Here is a 21,641-nt window from a genome sequence, read left to right on the forward strand (position 1 = left end):
TTTCCTTAACAATCATTAACCTAATTCGCTAATTATTTTAAATTTGCTGCTAAAGATGCTTATTTATAATGACTAAGGTATTATTTATACCTTTTAGAATCAACCATACATGCCAGAAATTAAAGGAAGTCTAGGAATTGAAGATTTTTACAATGTAATTTTTGAAAAAAAAACCATTCAACTTTCAAAAGAACTACTAAATACTGTCGAGGAGAGCCATAATTTTTTGAAAGAATTTTCCAAAAATAAGATTATTTATGGTGTAAATACTGGATTCGGGCCTATGGCTCAATATAAAATCAAGGATTCCGAAACCCTACAATTACAGTACAATTTGATAAGGAGTCACGCCTCGGGTACGGCAAACCCAATTGAACCCAAATATGTTAAAGCGGCTATGCTAGCCCGTTTAAACACATTGAGTTTAGGAAATTCCGGAGTTCACGTATCTGTGATTACCGTTATGGCAGAATTGCTCAACAAGGACATAATTCCCCTAATCTATGAACACGGTGGGGTGGGGGCCAGTGGAGATTTGGTTCAATTGGCACATTTGGCATTGGTGCTCATTGGTGAAGGCGAGGTGTTTTATAAAGGAGAAAGAAGACCCACTGAAGAAGTTTTTAAAATCGAAGGAATTAGCCCTATAAAGGTGGAATTGAGGGAAGGCCTAGGTCTAATGAACGGAACCTCCGTGATGACAGGAATTGGAATTGTAAATACTATTTATACCCGTAGATTGTTGGAATGGGGCATCTCATGTTCCTCGGCCATCAATGAAATTATGCAGGCCTATGACGACCATCTTTCCAGTGAGCTTAACCAAACCAAGAAGCATAGAGGTCAAAGGGAAATAGCTAGGGCCATGCGTAGCCATTTAAGTGATAGCGCTTTGACCCGCAAGCGAGAGCATCATTTGTATAGTGATAATAATGAAGTATCGGTTTTTGAGGAAAAGGTACAGGAATACTACTCCATCCGCTGTGTACCTCAGATTCTGGGGCCAGTTCTGGACACCTTGAACGAAGTGGAACGCATCCTAATTGAGGAGGTAAATTCTGCAAATGACAATCCTATTGTAGATGTAGATAAAAAACACGTCTATCACGGCGGAAATTTTCATGGTGACTACGTTTCATTGGAAATGGATAAATTGAAAATCGTGGTCACTAAAATGAGTATGCTGGCAGAGCGACAATTAAACTATTTATTAAACTCTAAGTTGAACAATATCTTGCCTCCTTTTGTTAATTTAGGTACATTAGGATTAAATTTTGGAATGCAGGGAGTTCAATTTACTGCAACTTCGACCACGGCGGAAAACCAAATGTTGTCCAATCCCATGTATGTCCACAGTATTCCGAACAACAATGACAATCAGGATATTGTAAGCATGGGCACCAATGCGGCCCTCATTACAAAAAAAGTGATCGAGAACGCTTTTGAGGTAGTTGCCATTGAAATGATAACCATTGTCCAAGCCATTGAATATTTAGGAATGGCCGACAAGGTTTCCTCCAAAACCAAGATAATGTACGATGCCGTTCGTAAAATAGTTCCCCCGTTCAAGGAGGATATTGTAATGTATCCCTTTGTAAATCAAGTCAAGAACTATATTATTAACCATCAAAATAGATAATCATGAAACGAATTTTAACACTATTGTCAACTTTTACCTTTGTCTTTTCTTTTGCACAAGAATTGGCTCTGGTTCGTGAAAATGACCTGTTCGGCTATATAAACACTTCAGGGGAATATACGATTGAACCTCAATTTGAAACGGCCAAAAGTTTTTCTGAAGGATATGCCCCAATAGAAAAGGATAAAATGTGGGGGTTCATTAACACAAAAGGAGAATGGGCCATTGAACCAACATACGATAGGGTTAAATATTTCAACTCTGGCTATGCCTTAGTCTTGAAAGACGATCGTTGGAGGTATATTGACCCTAGCGGAAATGAACTGGAGGTACCTTCCACCGAAAAATTCTATGATTTTGAGGGTGGCGTTGCATTTATTCGTCAAGGAGATAAGATAGGATTAATTGGTACGGATGGGAAAATGGTATTAGAACCTACCTACGACGAGATAAAATCTTTTAGGGACGGTTATGCCAAAGTTAGAAAAGGCGAATTATGGGGTATGATAAATAACCAAGGGGAAGTCGTTATCCCCGTGGAGTATGAAGAAATTGGGAATACATGGAACAAGGCCGGTGTTTATGGAAAAAAAGGGGACACTTTTGGAATTATACATAACGGATCATTTAACGTTATCGATGGAGCAGATAAAGTTTGGAACTTTCATGGAAACTCTGGATTAACCTATGCCAGAAAGGATAAAATGACCGGTTTTGTTAATTCGAACGGAGAATGGGTAATTCAACCCATTTACAAAAAAGCCCGTGCCTTCTCCAATGGCTTGGCTCCAGTAGCGGAAAACAAGGAATGGGGATTTATTGATAAGCAAGGAAAAACCGTAATCGACTTTCAATATAGGGACGCCGAGGTATTCTCCGAAAATGGAATGGCACCAGTAAAAGATAAGGATTGGGGGTTTATAGATACTTCAGGAAACCTAATTATACCTATGGACTATGATATTACCGCCGGCTTCGCCTTTTTATCAGGGGATAACGACAAAGGGTTTTTAGGTGATTTCGCCCGTTTAAAATCAAAAGAAGGTTGGGGGTTCTTTAATACAAAAGGTGAACTTCTAGGAAACAAATGGTATCAAAATGCAGAGCCATTTGTAAAAAATTAATTGACTATTTTTTAATGGGAAAAGAAAAAATTAAATATGCACTGGTTACCGGTGGGTCCAGGGGAATTGGACGAGCAGTTTGCATCCAACTCGCAAAAGATTTGGATTATACCTTACTAATTAATTACAATAGTAATAAGGATGCTGCGGAAGAAACCCTTGCCATAGTAAAGGAGGTGGGAGGATCTGGAGAAATTATACAGTTTAATGTCACTAATTCGGAAGGGGTAAAAACCAAATTGGAACAATGGCATGAAGACCATAAAGATGCGGTCATTGAGGTACTGGTGAACAATGCCGGTATAAAAAAAGACGGTCTCTTTATGTGGATGCCCAAAGAGGACTGGTCCTCCGTAATCAATACAAGTTTGGACGGTTTTTACAATGTAACCAATGCGCTAATCCAAAAATTATTGACCAATAGATACGGCAGGATCATCAATATTGTATCTGTGTCCGGACTCAAGGGAACCCCTGGCCAAACCAACTATTCAGCGGCCAAAAGTGCAGTTATTGGCGCAACAAAAGCCCTGGCTCAAGAAGTGGCCAAAAGAAAAATAACCGTAAATGCCGTGGCTCCTGGATTTATTGAAACCGATATGACCGAGGATTTGGAAGAGTCCGAGCTAAAAAAGATGATTCCTGTCAATAGATTCGGCAAACCTGAAGAAGTGGCTCATGTAGTTTCATTTTTGGCTTCGGACAAAACATCTTATATTACCGGCGAAGTAATAAATATTAACGGAGGTATTTATTCTTGAGTAAAAGAAGCGGTTGATGAAGCGAGTCGTAATTACGGGTATGGGCATTTATTCTTGCATAGGCAAGAATCTAGAGGAAGTTAAAAACTCATTGTATCTGGGCAAATCCGGTATTGGCATTGATCCAGTCCGAGCGGAATTTGGATATAGATCACCATTAACAGGGATTGTAGAAGACCCGGACTTGAAGAAGCTGCTTTCCAGAAGACAGCGTGTAAGCATGGGCGAAGAAAGTCGTTATGCGTATGTAGCTACACTAGAAGCAATGCAAAATGCGCTGATTGATGAAGATTTTTTCGAAAAAAACGAAGTAGGCATTATTTATGGAAATGATAGTACGGCTTTATCCGTAGTTGAATCCATTGAGGTTATCAAGGCAAAAAAAGACACTACACTTGTGGGTTCCGGTGCTATTTTTAAAGCAATGAACTCAACGGTAACCATGAATCTTTCCACCATTTTTAAACTCAAGGGTATCAATCTAACCTTAAGTGCAGCCTGTGCAAGTGGTTCACATTCTATTGGATTGGCCTATCATTTGATAAAAAGCGGGTTACAAGACTGCATCATTGCCGGTGGCGCTCAGGAAACAAATCATATTTCTATGGCAAGTTTTGATGGTTTGGGTGTATTTGGAGTGCGTCCAGAAGAACCTACGAAGGCCTCAAGACCCTTTGACAAAGACAGAAACGGCCTTATCCCGAGTGGTGGAGGAGCAACCATTATTTTGGAAAGTTATGATAGTGCGCTTAAAAGAGGGGCACCAATCCTTGGCGAAGTCATTGGATACGGTTTTTCATCAAATGGGGACCATATCTCAACACCAAACGTCGATGGACCTGCAAGGGCAATGGGCAAAGCATTAAAGGATGCAAAAATAGACGCCAAAACAATTGATTATATAAATGCCCATGCAACCTCAACACCTGTCGGTGATGCAAATGAAGCCAAGGCTCTTTTCGAGGTATTTGGCAACAGTGCACCTCATATTAGTTCCACAAAATCAATGACCGGACACGAATGTTGGATGGCAGGTGCAAGTGAGGTGATTTATTCCATGCTGATGATGCAAAACAGCTTTATTGCACCAAACATTAATCTCGAAAACCCCGACGAAGACGCTGCAAAACTAAACCTTGCTAACAAAACGCTAGATAAAAAAATTGATGTATTTTTGTCCAATTCATTTGGATTTGGCGGAACCAACTCCGCTTTGATAGTTAAAAAAGTTGACTAAGAATGATGACCAGACAAACCATAATCGAGAAGATTAACGACTTCTTGATTGAAGATTTTGAAGTAGAAGAGGAAGAATTGGAACCTAGTGCTAACCTAAAGGATACTATAGGTTTGGACAGCCTTGACTTTGTAGATTTGGTCGTGGCCGTTGAAAGTAATTTCGGTGTTAAATTGGTAGGTGAAGACTTTGTCAACGTAATTACCTTACAAGACTTCTATAATCTAATTGAAAAAAAACTGGATTAGAATAATCCATAGAATTTAGGTGAATGGCGACTGAATGGGAAGGAAAATCTAAAGGTACCGTCCTAGGCTATAAGCTATATATCTTTTTTCTAACAACTTTTGGTATAGGAACCGCTTATTTTATTCTTCGGTTTGTAGTTTTCTACTATTTCTTATTCTCGATTAATAGCTCAAGAGCTATTTACTATTATTTTAAAAGAAGGCTCAAGTATTCAACTTCAAAAAGTATTGCTTCTATATATAAGAGCTACTATATGCTGGGAAGGGTACTAACGGATAGGGTAGCAATTTCTACCAATTTCAGGGATAAGTACAATTATACCCATGATGGTATTGAGCATATAGACCATTTGCTACAACAAAATAAAGGAGGAATCCTTATAAGTGGTCATATTGGGAATTTTGAGGTTTCTCATTATTTCTTAGAAAATAGGTATTCGATATCAAAAATTTTTATGGTTACTACGCATGCGGAGCATGAGAACATAAAAGAATATATGGATGGAATAGTAGCAAAGTCATCTATGGAATTCATAGTCGTACAGGAAGATATGTCCCATATTTTTGAAATTCACTCCGTCCTAGATCAAGGAGGTTTGGTGGTCTTTACCGGAGATCGTTACCTTCCAGGATCAAAAACCTTGAAACAGGAGTTCCTAGGAACAGAAGCTGATTTTCCGCTAGGTCCATTTCTTTTGGCCACCAGGTTAAAAGTTCCCGTACTTTTTGTTTATGTAATGAAAGGTCCTAATAAAGAATACCATCTATTCGCCAAAAAAGCAGTAGCCAAAGCAAGGGACCCACTAGCGCTGTTAAAGGAATTCACACAAAGTATGGAATGGATATTAAAAAAATACCCACTTCAATGGTTTAATTATTTTGATTTTTGGAAAGACAGTCTTAAGAAATGAAAGAAGTTTTAATTATATACTATTCGCAGACTGGTCAATTATTATCCATATTGGAAAATATGGTAACAAACATTCAAGGGGATAACATTAATATCACTTATTTTGAAATTGTTGCAAGACCGAACTATGAATTCCCTTGGGATAAGGAAAAGTTTTATGACAGTTTTCCAGAGTCTTTCCTGCAGATTCCCAGTAATTATGAATTGCCTGCAAAGCATATTTTGGACAAGAAATATGACTTGGTAGTATTGGGCTATCAAGTTTGGTTTTTAACCCCATCAATACCAATCAATACCTTCCTAAAGTCCGAAACCGCAAAAGTTCTTTTAAAAGATGTTCCAGTCGTTACTGTTGTAGCTTGCAGAAATATGTGGATTATGGCACAAGAGAAAATGAAAAAGCTATTACAAAATGTGGAGGCAAATTTGGTGGGTCATATCGCTTTAGTGGATAGAAACATAAATCATATCAGTGTAATTACCATTGCCCACTGGATGTTCTCTGGGAGAAAGGACCGTTATTTAGGAATTTTCCCTAAACCGGGTGTTTCAGAAAAGGATATACAAAATGCGGAAAGGTTTGGTATCCCCATAAAAAAAGCTCTTGTAGACAGCGAATTCGAGACGCTTCAAAGCCAAATTTTAGCTTTGGACGGAGTTAAGGTTAATCCGTTTTTAATTATGACGGATAAGCGTGGAAATGTACTTTTCTCCAAATGGGCAAACCACATTATTAAGAAAGGAGCGCTCGGAAATCCTAAACGCTTAAAATGGATTGGTTTCTTCAAGATTTATTTGTTATTTGCCATTTGGGTCATAGCCCCTATAGTTTTTATCGTATTTTTGCTGACTTATTTGCCGAGCTACAAACGAAGAAGAAAAGATAAAATCTATTATTCTTCAGTTGCGTTAAAAGAGAATGAATGAAGGACGTATTTATAACTAAAATCGCCAAATTTTTACCCAACAAACCTATTTCCAACGAGGAAATGGAGGAAAAACTGGGAGTTATCAACGGGAAAGCTTCTAAGGCAAGACGTGTAGTTTTAAGAAACAACCAAATAAAACAACGGTATTATGCCATTGATGAGCATGGCAACACCACACATAACAATGCCCAATTGACAAAGGAAGTCGTAGAAAAACTCTGCGACGAAAATTTTAGGTCTAAGGATATTCAACTTTTATCTTGCGGCACTTCCAGTCCAGATCAAATTCTGCCCTCCCATGCTGCGATGGTACATGGATACTTAAAAAACGGAAACATGGAAATCAACTCTCCTTCCGGGGCTTGTTGTTCAGGTATGAACGCACTCAAGTATGGTTTTCTTTCGGTGATGACGGAACAGGTGCAGAATGCTGTTTGTGCTGGCTCCGAACGCACTTCTTCTTGGATGAAAAGTGATGTTTTCGAAAATGAGGTCGAACATTTGAAAGACTTGGAAGACAATCCAATATTAGCTTTTAATAAAGAGTTCTTGCGATGGATGCTTTCCGATGGTGCAGGAGCCGTTCTTTTAGAAGGTGAACCAAACGGCCCAAACCCGTTAAAGATAGAATGGATGGATGGTTATTCCTATGCCTTTGAAATGGATGCCTGTATGTATGCCGGGGCAGAAAAAAAGGAGGATGGAAACTTAAAACCTTGGAGCGAATTCCCTGCGAATGAATGGGGGAAGAAGGCTTTGTTCGCCATGAAGCAGGATACCAGGTTATTAGGCGCCAACATTCTGGTAAAAGGTGTGGACAGTCTTAAGCAAGCCTATGCAAAACATGGAATTGGCCCGGAAGATGTGGACTACTACCTACCACACATTTCTTCCTATTATTTTAAGGAAAGCCTGTATCAAGAAATGGAAAAACAGGGTGTACCCATGCCTTGGGAAAAATGGTTTCTAAACCTTGAACATATCGGTAATATCGGTGCCGCCTCAATATATGTTATGCTGGAAGAATTAGTAGCTTCGGGCAAACTGAAAAAAGGAGATAAGATTCTATTACATGTACCGGAAAGCGCACGTTTTTCATACATGTACGCTTACCTAACCGTTTGTTAAATGAAATTGGTACAGCCACCTATAACCAATTTGGATTTTGTCATCAATCTGATTCCACAGAAAGAACCTTTTGTTATGGTGGACAAGTTATATCAGTTCTCTGAAGATATAATTGTTTCTGGCCTTACGATACAGGAAAATAACCTTTTTTGTTTTGAAAATATTTTTTTGGAGCCCGGACTTATAGAAAATATGGCCCAAACGGTGGCCATGCATAAGGGCTACACCTATTACTTAAAAAACGAACCTGCTCCAGTTGGTTATATTGGCGCTATAAAAAAAGCGGAAGTCTTTGACCTTCCAAAATTGGGGTCTGAGTTAGTTACTACGGTTACTATTTTGCACGACATCATGGGTGTTACCTTGGTAGAAGCTAAAGTAGAATGTGACCAAAAACTTATTGCCGTTAGCGAAATTAAAACAGCCTTAGCCTAAAAAACATGGAAGGAAACGGGCAAAAAATAGATATTAAAAAATTCTTGCCCCACAGACCACCTATGTTATTGGTCAGTAATATGCCCTTTATAGATAACACTTCGGTTATTACAGAATTCATTATAACTCCAAAGTGCATTTTTCTAGAAAATGATTTTTTTACCGAAGGTGGTCTCATCGAAAATGCCGCTCAAACCTGTTCGGCAATCGTAGGACAAAGTTTTTACGACGATGAAGATTTAGAAGGGAATAGTAATAATTTAATAGGTTATATAAGTGCAATAAAAAAGGTGGAAATCTTCGCACTGCCAAAAGTTAATGAGACTTTAGTGACAAAGGCCAAGCTACTTTCCAGATATGACCTTAATGGTGTTAGCATCTGCACCATGAGTTCCAATACTTTTAGAAATGATGATTTAATCGTAGATTGTACTTTAAACTGCTTGATTCAAGAAGTATAATTATGAAGAAAGAAGAAGTGCCTCAGGACGAGAGTAATCTTGCCTCTGCCAATTTTAGGGAGATGGTATACGCAGTTGATGACGATGGTAAGTATACTACTTCTTTAAGTACAGGCTGGGATCCAAAAAAAATTGCCTTGGATAATGCTATTAAAGAAATAGAGGAGCGCATCGCCAATGCAAAAACCAGGGTATTAAATAACGAAACAAGTCCCATAGAATACTACATGGAAGTACACAAAATGGACCTGCCTGTTTTGGCCAGTTATGTGGGTATGTGGCAATGGCGAGTGAAAAGGCATTTCAAACCTTCTATTTTTAAAAGACTCAACCAAAAAACCCTAAAAAAATATGCCGATGTTTTTGACATTAGCGTTGAACAATTAAAAAATATTGATGCCGGAGAATCTTAAAATAGACTTTGCACATAATCAGTCTGCGCATTGCGAAAACGGAGTCGTTTCAAACTTAATGAAGCATAACGGTTTTAATATCAGTGAACCCATGGTATTCGGTATTGGTTCTGGATTGTTGTTCAGTTATCTTCCTTTCTTGAAAGTCAATTACGCTCCTGTTTTTACCTATCGTTCCATGCCAGGGTTGATTTTTAAAAAATTTGCCAAGCGGACAGGTATAAAAATGAAACGGGAAAAGTTTAAGAATCCCAAATTGGCACGGCAACGTCTTGATCAAAATTTAGAAAGAAACAATCCCGTAGGATTGCAAGTTGGGGTATATAACTTAATTTATTTCCCTGACGAATACCGCTTTCATTTCAACGCTCATAATATGGTCGTCTATGGTAGGGAAGGCGACAGATATCTCATTAGCGATCCGGTCATGGAGGAAGTTACCAGCCTAACGGAGAAGGAATTGGAGAAGGTTCGCTTTGCCAAGGGTGCTTTTGCCCCGAAGGGACATATGTACTACCCTATTTCCTTTCCCGATGAATTGGAACTCAAATCTGCCATTGTGAAAGGTATTAAGCAAACCGCCAGAGATATGACCGCGCCTGTTCCTATTGTGGGTGTTAAGGCCATGAGATGGGTAGCAAAAAACATTAGAAAATGGCCCAAGAAATTAGGTCCCAAAAAGGCAAATCATTATTTGGGTCAGATTGTTCGTATGCAGGAGGAGATAGGCACCGGTGGCGGTGGTTTCAGATACATTTATGCTGCATTTTTACAAGAGGCCAGCGCAATTTTGGATAATCCTAAATTAATGGAACTTTCAAAGGATATGACCTCTATTGGAGATGCATGGCGCGATTTTGCCGTAGATGCCTCCCGAATCTACAAGAATAGAAATGCAGCGAGTAGTGGCTATGATGAAGTGGCCCTACAGCTAGAAGCATTGGCCCACAGGGAAGAACAGTTTTTTAAATCCCTGAAAAAAGCGGTATAAGACCGTCAATTGTCCTATGATTCAAATCGAACAACTTTCGAAAAAATACAAGAATGCTGATCATTTTTCCCTGTTAGACTTGGATCTGAAAATTAGTTCAGGAGAAATATTTGGATTACTGGGGCCAAATGGGGCTGGCAAAACGACACTTATCTCCATACTCTGTGGATTGATAAAGCCTACATCCGGCACTTTTACCATAGACGGATTGGATTTTGCCTCCGCTAAAAAAAAATTGAAACAGCTAATAGGAATCGTACCCCAAGAATATGCCCTTTACCCTAGTTTAACGGCCTACGAAAACCTATACTATTTTGGTAGTATGTACGGTTTAAAAGGTAAGATATTCAAAGAATCCATTGATAAGCATCTTGACATTCTGGGACTCCATAAATTCGGTGATAAAAAAGTAAAGTCATTTTCTGGTGGAATGAAACGCAGGGTAAACCTTATCGCTGGCATTCTCCATCAGCCCAAAGTGCTATTTCTGGATGAGCCTACCGTTGGAGTCGATGTACAATCCAAAACGGCGATCATAGATTACCTTAGAGAACTAAATGCAAAAGGAACAACCATTGTTTACACTTCCCACCATTTGAACGAAGCGGAGCTTTTTTGCACCAATGTCGGAATTATAGACCATGGCCAGCTCATTTGCTTAGGGACTCCCAAGGAACTGATCCAAAAAGAGGAAGGTGCCAAACATTTGGAAGAGGTATTTCTGTCGTTAACCGGAAAAGCCTTGAGAGACTATGCATAAGCTATTGGTTTCAGCGCAAAAGGAATTTTGGCTGCTCACAAGGGATTTGGGAGGATTGGCCGTTCTGTTTTTAATGCCGCTACTTTTGGTAATCACCATCACCCTGATACAGGATAATACCTTCAAGAGCATACAAGAAAACAAAATACCTATACTTTTGGTAGACCTAGACAAAGGAGAGGTGTCCAACCTTATCACTAATAATCTTAAAGAATCCAGTCTTTTTGAAATTGTTGATGAAAGCAATGAAACCAGTGCTCAAGATTTGGTTCAAAAAGGAGATTATCAATTGGCAATTATACTTCCTAAAAACCTAACCAAAGACCTCAATTTAAAGATTGACCAAAACGTTACGGGAATATTAGCGGAATTCGGCGTGGAAGAAAAATCAGAATTAAGCAACTTAAAAATTGAGAAAAAGGAAATTCGCCTCTATTTTGACCCAGCGACGCAACGGTCTTTCAAAAGCTCTGTCAAAAACAATATAGATAAAATGATTTCAAAAATTGAAAGCCAGTCCATATATAAGGCCTTTCAAGAGGAACTGGGAGAAGAGAGTTCAGAGCCCATATTTGACATGGAAAGCTTTATTTCCTTTAACGAAATTGTTCCTAATACAGATAAACAAGAGGGAATCCCCAATTCCACCCAACATAATATTCCTGCATGGTCTCTTTTTGCAATTTTCTTCATCATGCTCCCTTTGTCCATCAACATGGTAAATGAAAAAAATCAAGGTACTTTTATTAGACTACGGACTCAACCTATACCTTATGCTACCGTTTTGGGCGGAAAAACCTTGGTTTTTCTCGTAGTATCCCTAATTCAATTTATTTTAATGTTGGTCCTTGGAGTATACCTTTTTCCGGTATTAGGGCTTCCAAAATTGGATGTAACGGGAAGAATTCCGCTTTTGTTAATCGTAGCCTTCTTTGCCGGGTTGGCAGCCATCGGATTGGGTCTATTATTGGGTACTATTGCAAAATCACAGGAACAGTCCGCACCCTTCGGGGCAACCTTCGTAGTCATCTTGGCTGCAATTGGCGGAGTTTGGGTACCGGTGTTTGCCATGCCTGCGTTTATGCAGACACTTTCCAAGCTATCCCCAATGAATTGGGGCTTAAATGCCTTTTATGATGTATTTTTGAGAAATGTAGGTTTTTCGGAAATAATTCCAGAAATATCCTCCCTTTTACTTTTTTTCATAGTAACAACTGCTATTGCAATCATTTATAACCAAAGAAAGAATGCTGTCTAACAAAACAAAGGAAATTAGTTTTACAAGTAAGGTTCGTGTTAGGTTTACGGAAACCGACCCCTTGGGCATCGTATGGCATGGCAATTACATCCAATATTTTGAAGATGGAAGAGAAGCTTTTGGAAGGCATCACGGGATTTCCTACCTAGATCAGAAAAAACACAACTTCTCATCTCCTATAGTAAAATCGACCTGTGAACATAAACTGCCCTTACGTTATGGTGATGTTGCAGAGATTAAGACAACCTATGTCGATTCTGCCGCCGCCAAAATGATTTTCAAATACGAAATATTAAATCCGGAGGGGAAAGTGGTCTGTACCGGGGAAACGGTACAAGTTTTCGTGGAACTTCAAGGTGAGTTATCCTTGGTCATTCCTGAATTTTTTATGGATTGGAAGAAAAAAGTAGGTTTGTTGGATGGATAATGTCTACTTGTCACATAACAATATTGTTTCTTCATTAGGATTTAATAGTGATTCGGTAATTGATAATATCGAAAAGGGAAACTGTGGATTGTCCGTTTATGAGGATAAAAAGGTGCTGCATGTCCCCTTCTGCTCTTCCAGAATCAATCAAAACGAACTTCAAAAAAAATATAAAGACCTAAACCCAAAATCAGAGCATACCCGTTTGGAAAAAATGATGTTGGTTTCCCTATCGGATACCATTTCCAAATCAAATTTAGCCTTGGACGAAAGAACCGGTTTAATCATATCTACCACTAAGGGGAACATTGATGTATTGGAAGAAGACAGTAGTTTTCCCGAATCCAGGGCCTATCTCTCCGAATTAGGAGACCAAATACAGGTGTTTTTTGGTTTTAAGGATAAGGCCATCATTGTATCCAATGCCTGTGTATCTGGAATTTTGGCCGTTGCCGTTGCCAAAAGAATGATACGACAAGGTAAATACGACCGTATATTCATCGTAGCCGGGGATATGGTGACCCAATTTATACTTTCCGGGTTCAATGCCTTTCAAGCACTAAGTTTGGAGCCTTGTAGGCCCTATTGTAATTCCAGAACCGGAATCAACATTGGTGAAGTGGCGGCCAGTGTATTGGTTACCAAGGACCCTATCGAGTTGGCCCAAGAATCGGTTCAAATTATAGGAGAGGCCTCTTGTAACGACGCAAATCACATTTCTGGTCCATCACGTACAGGGGAAGGACTTTTTAGGTGCATTGAAAATGCTGTGCAACAATCGGGTATAGAAAAAAAAGACATAGATTATATTTCAGGGCATGGCACGGCCACTATGTTTAACGACGAAATGGAATCCATTGCTTTCGATAGGGCGGGGCTTTCCAAAACGCCGCTGAACAGTCTAAAAAGTTATTTTGGCCATACTTTGGGGGCTTCAGGATTATTGGAAAGTATCATCGGTATACATTCCCTTCATAAAAACACCTTGTTCGCCTCCCTTGGTTTTCAAGACTTGGGAGTATCAAGGCCCATGAATATCATTAAGAAAACCACAGAAAAAAACATAAATACATTTTTGAAAACCGCATCGGGCTTTGGGGGTTCCAATACCGCCGTATTATTTAAAAAGGTCCAATAATTGTTATTAATAAATGGGATATCTTAAATTCGCCATTTTTAAATTTGTGAATCAACGTAATGTCTAAAAAGTACATAAAGGCAATTGATGCCCTACAGGAAGCACAAAAGATAGCTTTTGCCCCATTTGTTTTTCAAACTACCGTTACCCTTAAAAATTTGGGCATTTTTGATTTTATATTCGGAAATGTGGCCAAGGGTGGTGTAACCCTCGAAGAAATATCCAAAGCTTTGTCTATAAGTGAATATGGGTTAAGTGTACTTTTGGAAATGGCAGAAAGTTCCAACATTGTCTCTTTGGATGAACAAGGAAAGTATGAACTTACCAAAATCGGGTATTTCCTAAACTACAATCCCATGACCCAAGTGAATATGAATTTCACACAGGATGTATGTTATCAAGGTTTGTTTCATTTAGAGGAAGCTATTAAAGAAGGGAAACCTGCCGGCCTTAAGGAATTGGGAAATTGGAAAACCATCTACGAGGGACTTTCGGAATTAAAACCGAATATTCAAAAATCGTGGTTTGATTTTGATCATTTTTATTCGGATGGTATTTTTGATGAAGCCCTTAAGATTGTTTTTAAACACCAGCCCAAATTATTGTTTGACATTGGTGGAAATACGGGAAAATTTGCCATTCAATGCTGCAACTACAACCCCGATGTAAATGTGCATATATTCGATTTGCCCGGGCAATTAAAAAAAGCGTTACAAAACACGGCTGACCAAGGTTTTGGTGCCAGGGTTCATGGAACGAAAATAGACTGGCTGTCCGAAAATCCGGTTATCCCAAATGGAGCGGATACCATATGGATGAGTCAGTTTTTGGATTGTTTTTCCAAAGAGGAAATCCTGAAAATTCTTAGGACTGCAGTAAAGGCAATGGATTCTGATACCGAATTGATTATCATTGAAACCTATACCGACAGACAAAAGTTTGATAATGCCAAATTTACGTTGGAGGCAACTTCACTCTACTTTACCGCTTTAGCCAACGGCAACAGTAAAATGTACAAGGCAACGGACCTTTTGGAGTTGGCCGACAAAGCCGGTTTAGAAATCAAGGAAGATGTGAGTTTGGGAGAATTCCATACCTTGTTCGTTTGTAAGAAGAAATAATTCATTTGAAGAACGACTATTACATAGAAAGTTATAGCCATGTAAAAAACGGTGAAATATCCGTCAATGGAAAAATAGTTTTCAAGACGTTGGAAACCGAGTTTAAACCTGTTATGAAAGCGGCCTACAAAAAGTTGGTCGTGGACTACCCCAAATTCTTTAAGATGGACAACTTAAGTAAGCTTGGGTTTTTGGCTGCCGAAGTCTTACTAAAAAATGAATCCGACAAAGATATGGCCATGGTGTTTTCCAACAGAGCATCTAGCTTGGATACAGACCGTGGATATCAAAGTTCTATAAAAGACTCCACTCAGTATTATCCTAGCCCGGCGGTATTCGTGTACACCTTAGCCAATATTTGTATGGGAGAAATTAGCATACGGCACCAAATTCATTCTGAAAATTGTTTTTTTGTCATGGATGAATTTTCATCAGAAACCCTGAGCTATTATACCAACCAATTATTGGATGAAAACAAGGCGAAAAAGGTATTATGTGCCTGGGTAGATGTGGATAATGGAAAATATAATGCATTTTTGTATGTTGTATCAAAGAAAGGTACTTTTGTGCATTCCAATGCTGAAATAAATCGATTATACAAGACGACCAATGAGTGAATTGAAACAAGAATTAAAGGAAAAAATTATAGAGCAGTTGAACCTGGAGGATGTTTCCGTAGAGGAAATCGCAGACAATGACCCATTGTTCGGAGATGGTTTAGGTCTAGATTCCATTGATGCTTTGGAACTCATCGTAATGCTGGACAAAGACTACGGCATAAAATTGGCAGACCCAAAAGAGGGAAGAAAAATTTTTGAGTCCATAAATACCATGGCCGCTTACATTAGCGCAAAAAAAGCATAAAAAGCTCACCATTACACAACTTCGTTTTACGTGTAATTTGCTATTTTGTTTAAATATTTTAAATGAACCGAGGAGTTGCGATTACTGGAATGGGAATGATTTCTGCCATTGGCAACAATGTCGCTGAAAATTTTGCTTCCCTCCTTTCAGGTAGGTCGGGAATTTCAAAAATTACCCAAATTAAAACGGTTCATGAAAGTGAAATCATGGTTGGCGAAATTCCTTTGACCGACGATGCCCTGGAAAACACCTTAGGTTATGCCCACGACACGTATTCCAGGACTCCACTATTGGGTATAATAGCGGCAAAAGAAGCCTTGGCCCAAGCCGGGATTAAAGATGTTTCCGACTATAAAACCGGACTAATTTCCGGAACTACCGTTGGCGGAATGGATAAAGCCGAGGAATATTTTTATGACTATTACCAAACCGATGCCCATTGGAACCATATCAATGGATTGCATGCGGGAGATTCTACCCAGAAAATAGCAGATGCTATAGGACTTACTGAAAGTTTTGTAACCACCATCAGTACCGCTTGCTCCTCTGCCGCCAATGCAATAATGCTTGGAGCAAGAATGATAAAAAGCGGGGAGTTAGACCGGGTCATCGTTGGTGGTTCCGATTGTCTTTCAAAATTTACCATTAACGGATTTAAAACCCTTATGATCCTCTCCGACACGTATAACACACCTTTCGATGAAAATAGAAAAGGGTTGAATTTGGGTGAAGCTGCCGCTTTTTTAGTTTTGGAATCGGATAAGGTTGTAAAAAACGAAAATAAGGAAGTGCTAGCCTATGTAAAGGGATATGGTAACTCCAACGATGCCTACCATCAAACCGCTTCTTCCGAACATGGGGACGGGGCTGTATTGGCCATGGAAAAAGCGTTAAAAGTAGCGGGGATAGAACCTAAGGACATTGATTACATCAATGCCCACGGAACGGCCACTCCCAATAATGATCTTTCTGAAGGTCGGGCCATTATTCGGGTGTTCGGGGATAATATCCCTGAATTTAGTTCTACCAAACCCTTCACAGGTCATACCTTAGCGGTAGCCGCGGGGGTAGAGGCAATTTATTCCGTTTTGGCCATTCAAAACAACATTATCTACCCCAATTTGAACTTTAAGACCCCAATGTCAGAGTTTAAGCTTCTTCCGCAAACAACACTAAAAAACAAAGAAATAAATACGGTCCTTTCTAATTCTTTTGGCTTTGGAGGTAATTGTTCTACCCTTATTTTTACAAAGGAAGCATGAAAAAGGAAGTCTACATAAATAGTATAGGTTCTGTCTCCGTACAAAAAACCTTTGACGATTCAGCTTTTCTAGAAGACATAGTAACCTATAACGATAATGCAATAAAAGTTGTAGACCCCAACTATAAAGAATTTATACCACCTGCCGCCGCCCGTAGGATGGCAAAAGGCATTAAAATGAGCGCGGTAAGCTCCCAAAATGCGATGAAAGAAGCTGGGCTGGAAAATGTGGATGCCATAATTGTAGGAACAGGTCTGGGGTGTTTGGGTGACTCGGAAAAATTTGTGCGCGATATTTTGGACAATGACGAGCAATATCTTACACCAACACGTTTTATTCAATCTTCACATAATACCGTAGCGGGTTCAATTGCCTTGGACATGGGCTGCAAAGGATACAACTTTACTTACGTCCATTCTAATCTCTCGTTTGAATCCAGCCTATGGGATGCCAAACTGCAACTGGCGACAAATGAAGCCGAAAACATTTTGGTAGGTGCAGTGGACGAGCTGGTGAACCATCATGTGGAGACCCATAAATTTATCGACCACATAAAAAAGGAAGCAGTTCCCATGGAAGACGTTCTTAATTCTGGGACCAAAGGAATTGTTTTTGGGGAAGGTTCTCATTTTTTTGTCTTATCCAACAAGAAACAGGGTTCTACTTATTCCAGATTAATAGATATGGGTATTTATAACACCCTGCCAGAAGAAAAGATATCGGAAACAATAACATCCTTTTTGGAAAATAATAAGATTTCGATTAGCGATTTGGACGGCGTCATTCTAGGGAACAATGGTGATGTGGAATTTGATAGCATTTATAAAAACCTAGGCACTTCCCTATTTGAAGAAAATCCGCAACTGGTATACAAACATCTATCGGGCGAATACGATACCGCCTCGGGATTCGCTTTTTGGTTAGCGAACAAAATTTTTAAAACGGGCAAAGTTCCAGAAATCCTTCGCTGGAACAATTTACCCATCAATAACCCCAAAAGACTCTTGATCTACAATCAATATAGAGGTAAAAACCACAGTCTAGTATTGCTGGAAAAATGCTGAAAAGAAAAACTGTAAATAGTATTTTCATCCTAGGTTTAATTGTACTTGTAGGCCTGTCTTTTTTTCTGTCTTTTCCCTGGTATATTTTTTTACTTGTTGGTTTTATATGGTTCTTATTGACCTTATTCGGCTCTTTTTTTGTACGATGGAACTACCACTTAGTTTCCCTACATTCAAATAAGAGTACTACCAAAAACGAAGTTGCCATTACTTTTGATGATGGACCAAACTCACAGTATACCCCTATGGCGCTGGAATTACTCAAAAAGTACGATGCGAGGGCCACTTTTTTTTGTATCGGAAAACACATTGAGAAACATCCTGAGCTTTTCAAACAAATAATAAGGGAAGGACATACAGTAGGGAACCACACTTTTTCACATGACAATACCTTCGGTTTTTACGGTACCTCCAAGGTTGCCCATGAACTTTCCAAGTCCATCGATCTTGTTGAAAAATTGGTCGGGTTAAAAATGAGGCTTTATCGCCCTGCCTTTGGAGTAACCAATCCCAGTATAGCCGAAGCGGTTAATAAATTGGGCCTAATCTCAATAGGTTGGAACGTAAGGTCTTTGGATACTACACCCAGAAACGAAAAGATGGTCTTAAAACGGATAACCACCAGAACAAACAGGGGGGATATTATTTTGCTGCATGATACGAGCGCTAAATCCATAGCTGTTTTGGAACGGTTATTGTTATTTTTGAAGGAGAAAAACCTAAAGTCGGTCACCGTGGACCAATTACTAGAACTAAAAGCCTATGTATAGAGTATTAGCCATAGCCTTATTCCTTGTCCAGGCACTCTATCCCCAGAGTAAAATGTCCATGGAAGAAGCCCAAGAACTACAGGCTCAGGTAAAACAAAAGTCCCAGTCTACCAAAACCATTACGAGCGATTTTGTTCAGTACAAACATCTGGATTTTTTGTCCAACGACATTGAATCCACTGGGGAAATGGCCTTTAAGGCCCCGGATAATGTAAGCTGGGAATATGAAACCCCATTTTCTTATAAAGTCCTGTTCAAGGATGAAAAACTATTTATAAATGATAATGGCAACAAAAGTAAGTTGGACCTAGGTTCCAACAAGCTTTTTAAACAATTGAACCAATTAATTACAGCCAGTATTAGTGGAGATATGTTCAATGATACAGAATTTGATATTGCATATTCTAAGGAGAATGGCAATCGTATGGTACACTTTTTACCTAAAGACCCTCAGTTCTCGGAGTTTATAAAAGCATTTCACATTTCGTTTTCCGATCAGGGCGCGGTGAATGAGTTGAAAATGATTGAACCAAGCGGTGATTATACCAGAATCATATTTTCTAATAGGGTGGAAAATAAAGCAATTCCAGATGCGGTTTTTACTCAGTAGCCTTATTGTGTTCTTCCTTGGGTGTACGCCATATCCAAAAAAATTAGGCTATTCTCCTGATCAGAGTAAATCCAAAACCTTTACCAATCCCTATTTCTCGGATTTGCAAAAAGACTATGTTTACAAAGCGAATATTTCTGCGTTTAAAAATGAGTTCAGCGGAATTTTAGTGATTAAAAAAACCGACGAAAACAAACATCGAGTAGCCTTTACTACGGAACTTGGCAATACTATTTTCGATTTTTCAATTGGTGATGATAGCTTTGAAGTGAATCATATCCTAAAAAAAATGGACCGTAAACTTCTTTTGAACGTATTGGAACAGGATTTTAGGACTTTGATAAAAGAAAATATAGCTTTTACCGAGACATACGCAAAGGAAAATACAAAACTCCTAAAGGCTAAAATCGGTACCAAAAACCATTATTATAATTTTAAAAAAGACACCTTGCAATCTATTGCAAAGGTTGGTAACCAAAAAGAAATAGTAGTTATCACTTTTTCTGAAAGAAGCGAAAACCTAGCAAGACATATTCAAATTTTACATAAAAACATTAAACTTGCCATATCTTTACAGGCCATTTAATGAACAAGTTAACTACATACTTTTTATTGCTTTCCTGCCTTTATATTTCGGTATCAAGTGCACAAGTAGCTCCTGGTATTAAATTAGGATATAACGAAAGTAGCATTAGTAAAACGCGTTTAGACTCAAAAGCAGGTTTTTATATAGGAGCTGTTATAGATATTCCAATTTCAACCAGATATACGCTTCAACCGGAAATTCTTTACTCCTCGCAAGGTGGTACCTCTAACAGTCCAGATTATGGTGATGTCGAAATTGATTACCTCTCCATTATGGCTGCCAATAAGTTCTACGTTGGACCAAATAAAGGTTTTCATTTCAATCTGGGTATCGGTTTGGACATCAATCTTAAGAATAACTTTGTTAATCTTTTCAATGGAGATGGAGACGGGGAAATATCCCCTTTTGATGTCGTTGTATTCGGAGGCTTAGGCTACGAATTTGATTTTGGATTGACCTTGGAGGCCCGATATAAACAAGGTACAGTAAGTGTTGATTTTTTTGGTGCAGACGATTTTTACGAAGAGGATGGGAGCAACTTAAACGGAGTATTTCAAGTCGGTGCCACCTATAAATTTAAACTAAAATAGATGCTGTTAGAAGGATTGTACGTGATTCAGGATTTTGAATACCAAGAACCCCATATCAAGGCCACCGTTAAACTGGATAAAGACCATAGGATTTTTGAAGGTCATTTTCCGGGTCACCCGGTTTTACCCGGTGTGTGTGTTATACAGATAATCAAAGAGTTAACGGAAAAAGCCTTGGATAAAAACTTGATGCTTTCGGTGGCGTCCAATGTCAAGTTTATGTCCGTTATCAACCCTGAAAAAAATGATATTATTGAATTCCGAATAGAACTTTCACAAACCGAAGAAGGTGTTAAAATAAAAAATACGGTACGTTTTGAGGAAACCGTGGCATTAAAATTGAGTGCTTTCTTTAAAACAAAAGCCTGATGAAAGCTTTATTGATTATTTTTTTTGTTTCGGTTTTGTTTCTTCCCATAGATGTGCAAGAAGCAAGAGAATTGTATCCTATGGCTATTGATGATGCCGAGGTTGCCGATTCATTATATAAAAAATTGACTGCTATCAACTTAGAAAATAACGCCACGCTATATGGTTATAAAGGGGCTGCATATACGCTTAAGGCAAAGCACGCCAAAGGTATTAAGGAGAAAAAAACCTATTTCAAGGAAGGTGTGGCCATGATAGAGTCTGCCATAGCCCTAGATCCTGAAAATGTTGAGCTTCGTTTTGTTAGGCTTAGCGTGCAAGAAAATGCTCCTAAAATTGTAAACTACAGAGAAGATCTTGAAAGCGACAAGAGCTTTATTCTCAAAAAATATCCACAAATCAAGGACCCGACCATAAAGGAATTGATCAAGAAATACAGCAAAGATTCCAAGGTCTTTTCCGAGGAGGAAAAGGCAACATTATAGACCTTTACGTTTATGTATCTTTGCCCACAGGAATAACAATAAGGTTTTACCAATCTTGCAA

At 38.8% G+C, this 21,641-nt stretch carries 27 protein-coding genes; all 27 read left to right on the forward strand.

Annotated elements, in window-relative coordinates:
- Window positions 1-109 precede the first annotated feature (109 nt).
- The 27 genes from PP182_RS02935 to PP182_RS03065 all read left to right on the forward strand — a co-directional run bounded on the left by PP182_RS02935 (window position 110) and on the right by PP182_RS03065 (window position 21,580).
- The gene (locus tag PP182_RS02935) at window positions 110-1,639 is read left to right on the forward strand and encodes an HAL/PAL/TAL family ammonia-lyase (RefSeq protein WP_272649830.1); all 1,530 of its coding nucleotides are present in this window, start codon (window positions 110-112) and stop codon (window positions 1,637-1,639) included.
- Window positions 1,640-1,641: 2 nt separating this feature from the next.
- Window positions 1,642-2,763, forward strand: coding sequence for a WG repeat-containing protein (locus PP182_RS02940; RefSeq protein WP_272649831.1), 1,122 nt, complete (start codon window positions 1,642-1,644; stop codon window positions 2,761-2,763).
- A gap of 14 nt (window positions 2,764-2,777) precedes the next feature.
- Window positions 2,778-3,524, forward strand: a complete 747-nt coding sequence (fabG, locus tag PP182_RS02945; protein WP_272649832.1) for a 3-oxoacyl-ACP reductase FabG — start codon at window positions 2,778-2,780, stop codon at window positions 3,522-3,524.
- A gap of 13 nt (window positions 3,525-3,537) precedes the next feature.
- A complete protein-coding gene (locus PP182_RS02950) occupies window positions 3,538-4,761 on the forward strand; it encodes a beta-ketoacyl-[acyl-carrier-protein] synthase family protein (protein WP_272649833.1) in 1,224 nt (407 codons plus the stop codon).
- A 5-nt stretch (window positions 4,762-4,766) separates the two neighbouring features.
- Window positions 4,767-5,009 (forward strand): acyl carrier protein, encoded by a 243-nt coding sequence (locus PP182_RS02955; protein ID WP_272649985.1) that lies wholly within the window; start codon window positions 4,767-4,769, stop codon window positions 5,007-5,009.
- A gap of 23 nt (window positions 5,010-5,032) precedes the next feature.
- Window positions 5,033-5,920: an LpxL/LpxP family acyltransferase gene (locus PP182_RS02960; RefSeq protein WP_272649834.1), complete on the forward strand. Its 888-nt coding sequence runs from the start codon at window positions 5,033-5,035 to the stop codon at window positions 5,918-5,920.
- Window positions 5,917-6,846: a dialkylrecorsinol condensing enzyme DarA gene (locus PP182_RS02965; protein ID WP_272649835.1), complete on the forward strand. Its 930-nt coding sequence runs from the start codon at window positions 5,917-5,919 to the stop codon at window positions 6,844-6,846. The genes PP182_RS02960 and PP182_RS02965 overlap by 4 nt, the downstream gene beginning before the upstream one ends.
- Window positions 6,843-7,976 (forward strand): beta-ketoacyl-ACP synthase III, encoded by a 1,134-nt coding sequence (locus tag PP182_RS02970; protein WP_272649836.1) that lies wholly within the window; start codon window positions 6,843-6,845, stop codon window positions 7,974-7,976. Before PP182_RS02965 ends, PP182_RS02970 begins: the two co-directional genes overlap by 4 nt.
- Window positions 7,977-8,411: a hypothetical protein gene (locus PP182_RS02975; protein WP_272649837.1), complete on the forward strand. Its 435-nt coding sequence runs from the start codon at window positions 7,977-7,979 to the stop codon at window positions 8,409-8,411. It begins immediately after the preceding gene.
- Between the two features lie 5 nt (window positions 8,412-8,416).
- Entirely contained in the window at window positions 8,417-8,872 is a 456-nt protein-coding gene (locus PP182_RS02980; protein WP_272649838.1) for an ABC transporter permease, read from the forward strand.
- A 2-nt stretch (window positions 8,873-8,874) separates the two neighbouring features.
- Window positions 8,875-9,285 carry a hypothetical protein gene (locus PP182_RS02985; RefSeq protein WP_272649839.1) on the forward strand — a complete coding sequence of 137 codons (411 nt, stop codon included), beginning with the start codon at window positions 8,875-8,877 and terminating at the stop codon, window positions 9,283-9,285.
- A complete protein-coding gene (locus PP182_RS02990; RefSeq protein WP_272649840.1) occupies window positions 9,269-10,276 on the forward strand; it encodes a BtrH N-terminal domain-containing protein in 1,008 nt (335 codons plus the stop codon). Before PP182_RS02985 ends, PP182_RS02990 begins: the two co-directional genes overlap by 17 nt.
- 16 nt (window positions 10,277-10,292) lie before the next feature.
- Window positions 10,293-11,036 (forward strand): ABC transporter ATP-binding protein, encoded by a 744-nt coding sequence (locus PP182_RS02995; protein WP_272649841.1) that lies wholly within the window; start codon window positions 10,293-10,295, stop codon window positions 11,034-11,036.
- The gene (locus PP182_RS03000) at window positions 11,029-12,294 is read left to right on the forward strand and encodes an ABC transporter permease (RefSeq protein ID WP_272649842.1); all 1,266 of its coding nucleotides are present in this window, start codon (window positions 11,029-11,031) and stop codon (window positions 12,292-12,294) included. Before PP182_RS02995 ends, PP182_RS03000 begins: the two co-directional genes overlap by 8 nt.
- Window positions 12,284-12,721 (forward strand): acyl-CoA thioesterase, encoded by a 438-nt coding sequence (locus PP182_RS03005; protein WP_272649843.1) that lies wholly within the window; start codon window positions 12,284-12,286, stop codon window positions 12,719-12,721. Before PP182_RS03000 ends, PP182_RS03005 begins: the two co-directional genes overlap by 11 nt.
- Window positions 12,714-13,859: a beta-ketoacyl-[acyl-carrier-protein] synthase family protein gene (locus tag PP182_RS03010; RefSeq protein ID WP_272649844.1), complete on the forward strand. Its 1,146-nt coding sequence runs from the start codon at window positions 12,714-12,716 to the stop codon at window positions 13,857-13,859. The genes PP182_RS03005 and PP182_RS03010 overlap by 8 nt, the downstream gene beginning before the upstream one ends.
- 59 nt (window positions 13,860-13,918) lie before the next feature.
- Complete coding sequence (locus tag PP182_RS03015) at window positions 13,919-14,980, forward strand: methyltransferase (RefSeq protein ID WP_272649845.1); 1,062 nt, start codon at window positions 13,919-13,921, stop codon at window positions 14,978-14,980.
- Between the two features lie 5 nt (window positions 14,981-14,985).
- Complete coding sequence (locus PP182_RS03020; RefSeq protein ID WP_272649846.1) at window positions 14,986-15,597, forward strand: 3-oxoacyl-ACP synthase; 612 nt, start codon at window positions 14,986-14,988, stop codon at window positions 15,595-15,597.
- Entirely contained in the window at window positions 15,590-15,844 is a 255-nt protein-coding gene (locus tag PP182_RS03025; protein WP_272649847.1) for a phosphopantetheine-binding protein, read from the forward strand. Before PP182_RS03020 ends, PP182_RS03025 begins: the two co-directional genes overlap by 8 nt.
- Before the next feature lie 62 nt (window positions 15,845-15,906).
- Window positions 15,907-17,106 (forward strand): beta-ketoacyl-[acyl-carrier-protein] synthase family protein, encoded by a 1,200-nt coding sequence (locus tag PP182_RS03030; protein WP_272649848.1) that lies wholly within the window; start codon window positions 15,907-15,909, stop codon window positions 17,104-17,106.
- Window positions 17,103-18,170 carry a beta-ketoacyl synthase N-terminal-like domain-containing protein gene (locus tag PP182_RS03035; protein ID WP_272649849.1) on the forward strand — a complete coding sequence of 356 codons (1,068 nt, stop codon included), beginning with the start codon at window positions 17,103-17,105 and terminating at the stop codon, window positions 18,168-18,170. Before PP182_RS03030 ends, PP182_RS03035 begins: the two co-directional genes overlap by 4 nt.
- Window positions 18,164-18,940, forward strand: coding sequence for a polysaccharide deacetylase family protein (locus tag PP182_RS03040; RefSeq protein WP_272649850.1), 777 nt, complete (start codon window positions 18,164-18,166; stop codon window positions 18,938-18,940). Before PP182_RS03035 ends, PP182_RS03040 begins: the two co-directional genes overlap by 7 nt.
- On the forward strand, window positions 18,933-19,550 hold the full coding sequence (locus PP182_RS03045; protein WP_272649851.1) for a LolA family protein: 618 nt from the start codon (window positions 18,933-18,935) through the stop codon (window positions 19,548-19,550). Before PP182_RS03040 ends, PP182_RS03045 begins: the two co-directional genes overlap by 8 nt.
- Window positions 19,531-20,136 (forward strand): hypothetical protein, encoded by a 606-nt coding sequence (locus PP182_RS03050; RefSeq protein ID WP_272649852.1) that lies wholly within the window; start codon window positions 19,531-19,533, stop codon window positions 20,134-20,136. The genes PP182_RS03045 and PP182_RS03050 overlap by 20 nt, the downstream gene beginning before the upstream one ends.
- Window positions 20,136-20,726 (forward strand): porin family protein, encoded by a 591-nt coding sequence (locus tag PP182_RS03055; protein ID WP_272649853.1) that lies wholly within the window; start codon window positions 20,136-20,138, stop codon window positions 20,724-20,726. The genes PP182_RS03050 and PP182_RS03055 overlap by 1 nt, the downstream gene beginning before the upstream one ends.
- The gene (locus PP182_RS03060; RefSeq protein ID WP_272649854.1) at window positions 20,727-21,095 is read left to right on the forward strand and encodes a 3-hydroxyacyl-ACP dehydratase; all 369 of its coding nucleotides are present in this window, start codon (window positions 20,727-20,729) and stop codon (window positions 21,093-21,095) included.
- Entirely contained in the window at window positions 21,095-21,580 is a 486-nt protein-coding gene (locus PP182_RS03065) for a hypothetical protein (RefSeq protein ID WP_272649855.1), read from the forward strand. The genes PP182_RS03060 and PP182_RS03065 overlap by 1 nt, the downstream gene beginning before the upstream one ends.
- Window positions 21,581-21,641: the final 61 nt, after the last annotated feature.

The organism is Maribacter sp. PR1 (assembly GCF_028464145.1).
GTDB lineage: Bacteria > Bacteroidota > Bacteroidia > Flavobacteriales > Flavobacteriaceae > Maribacter.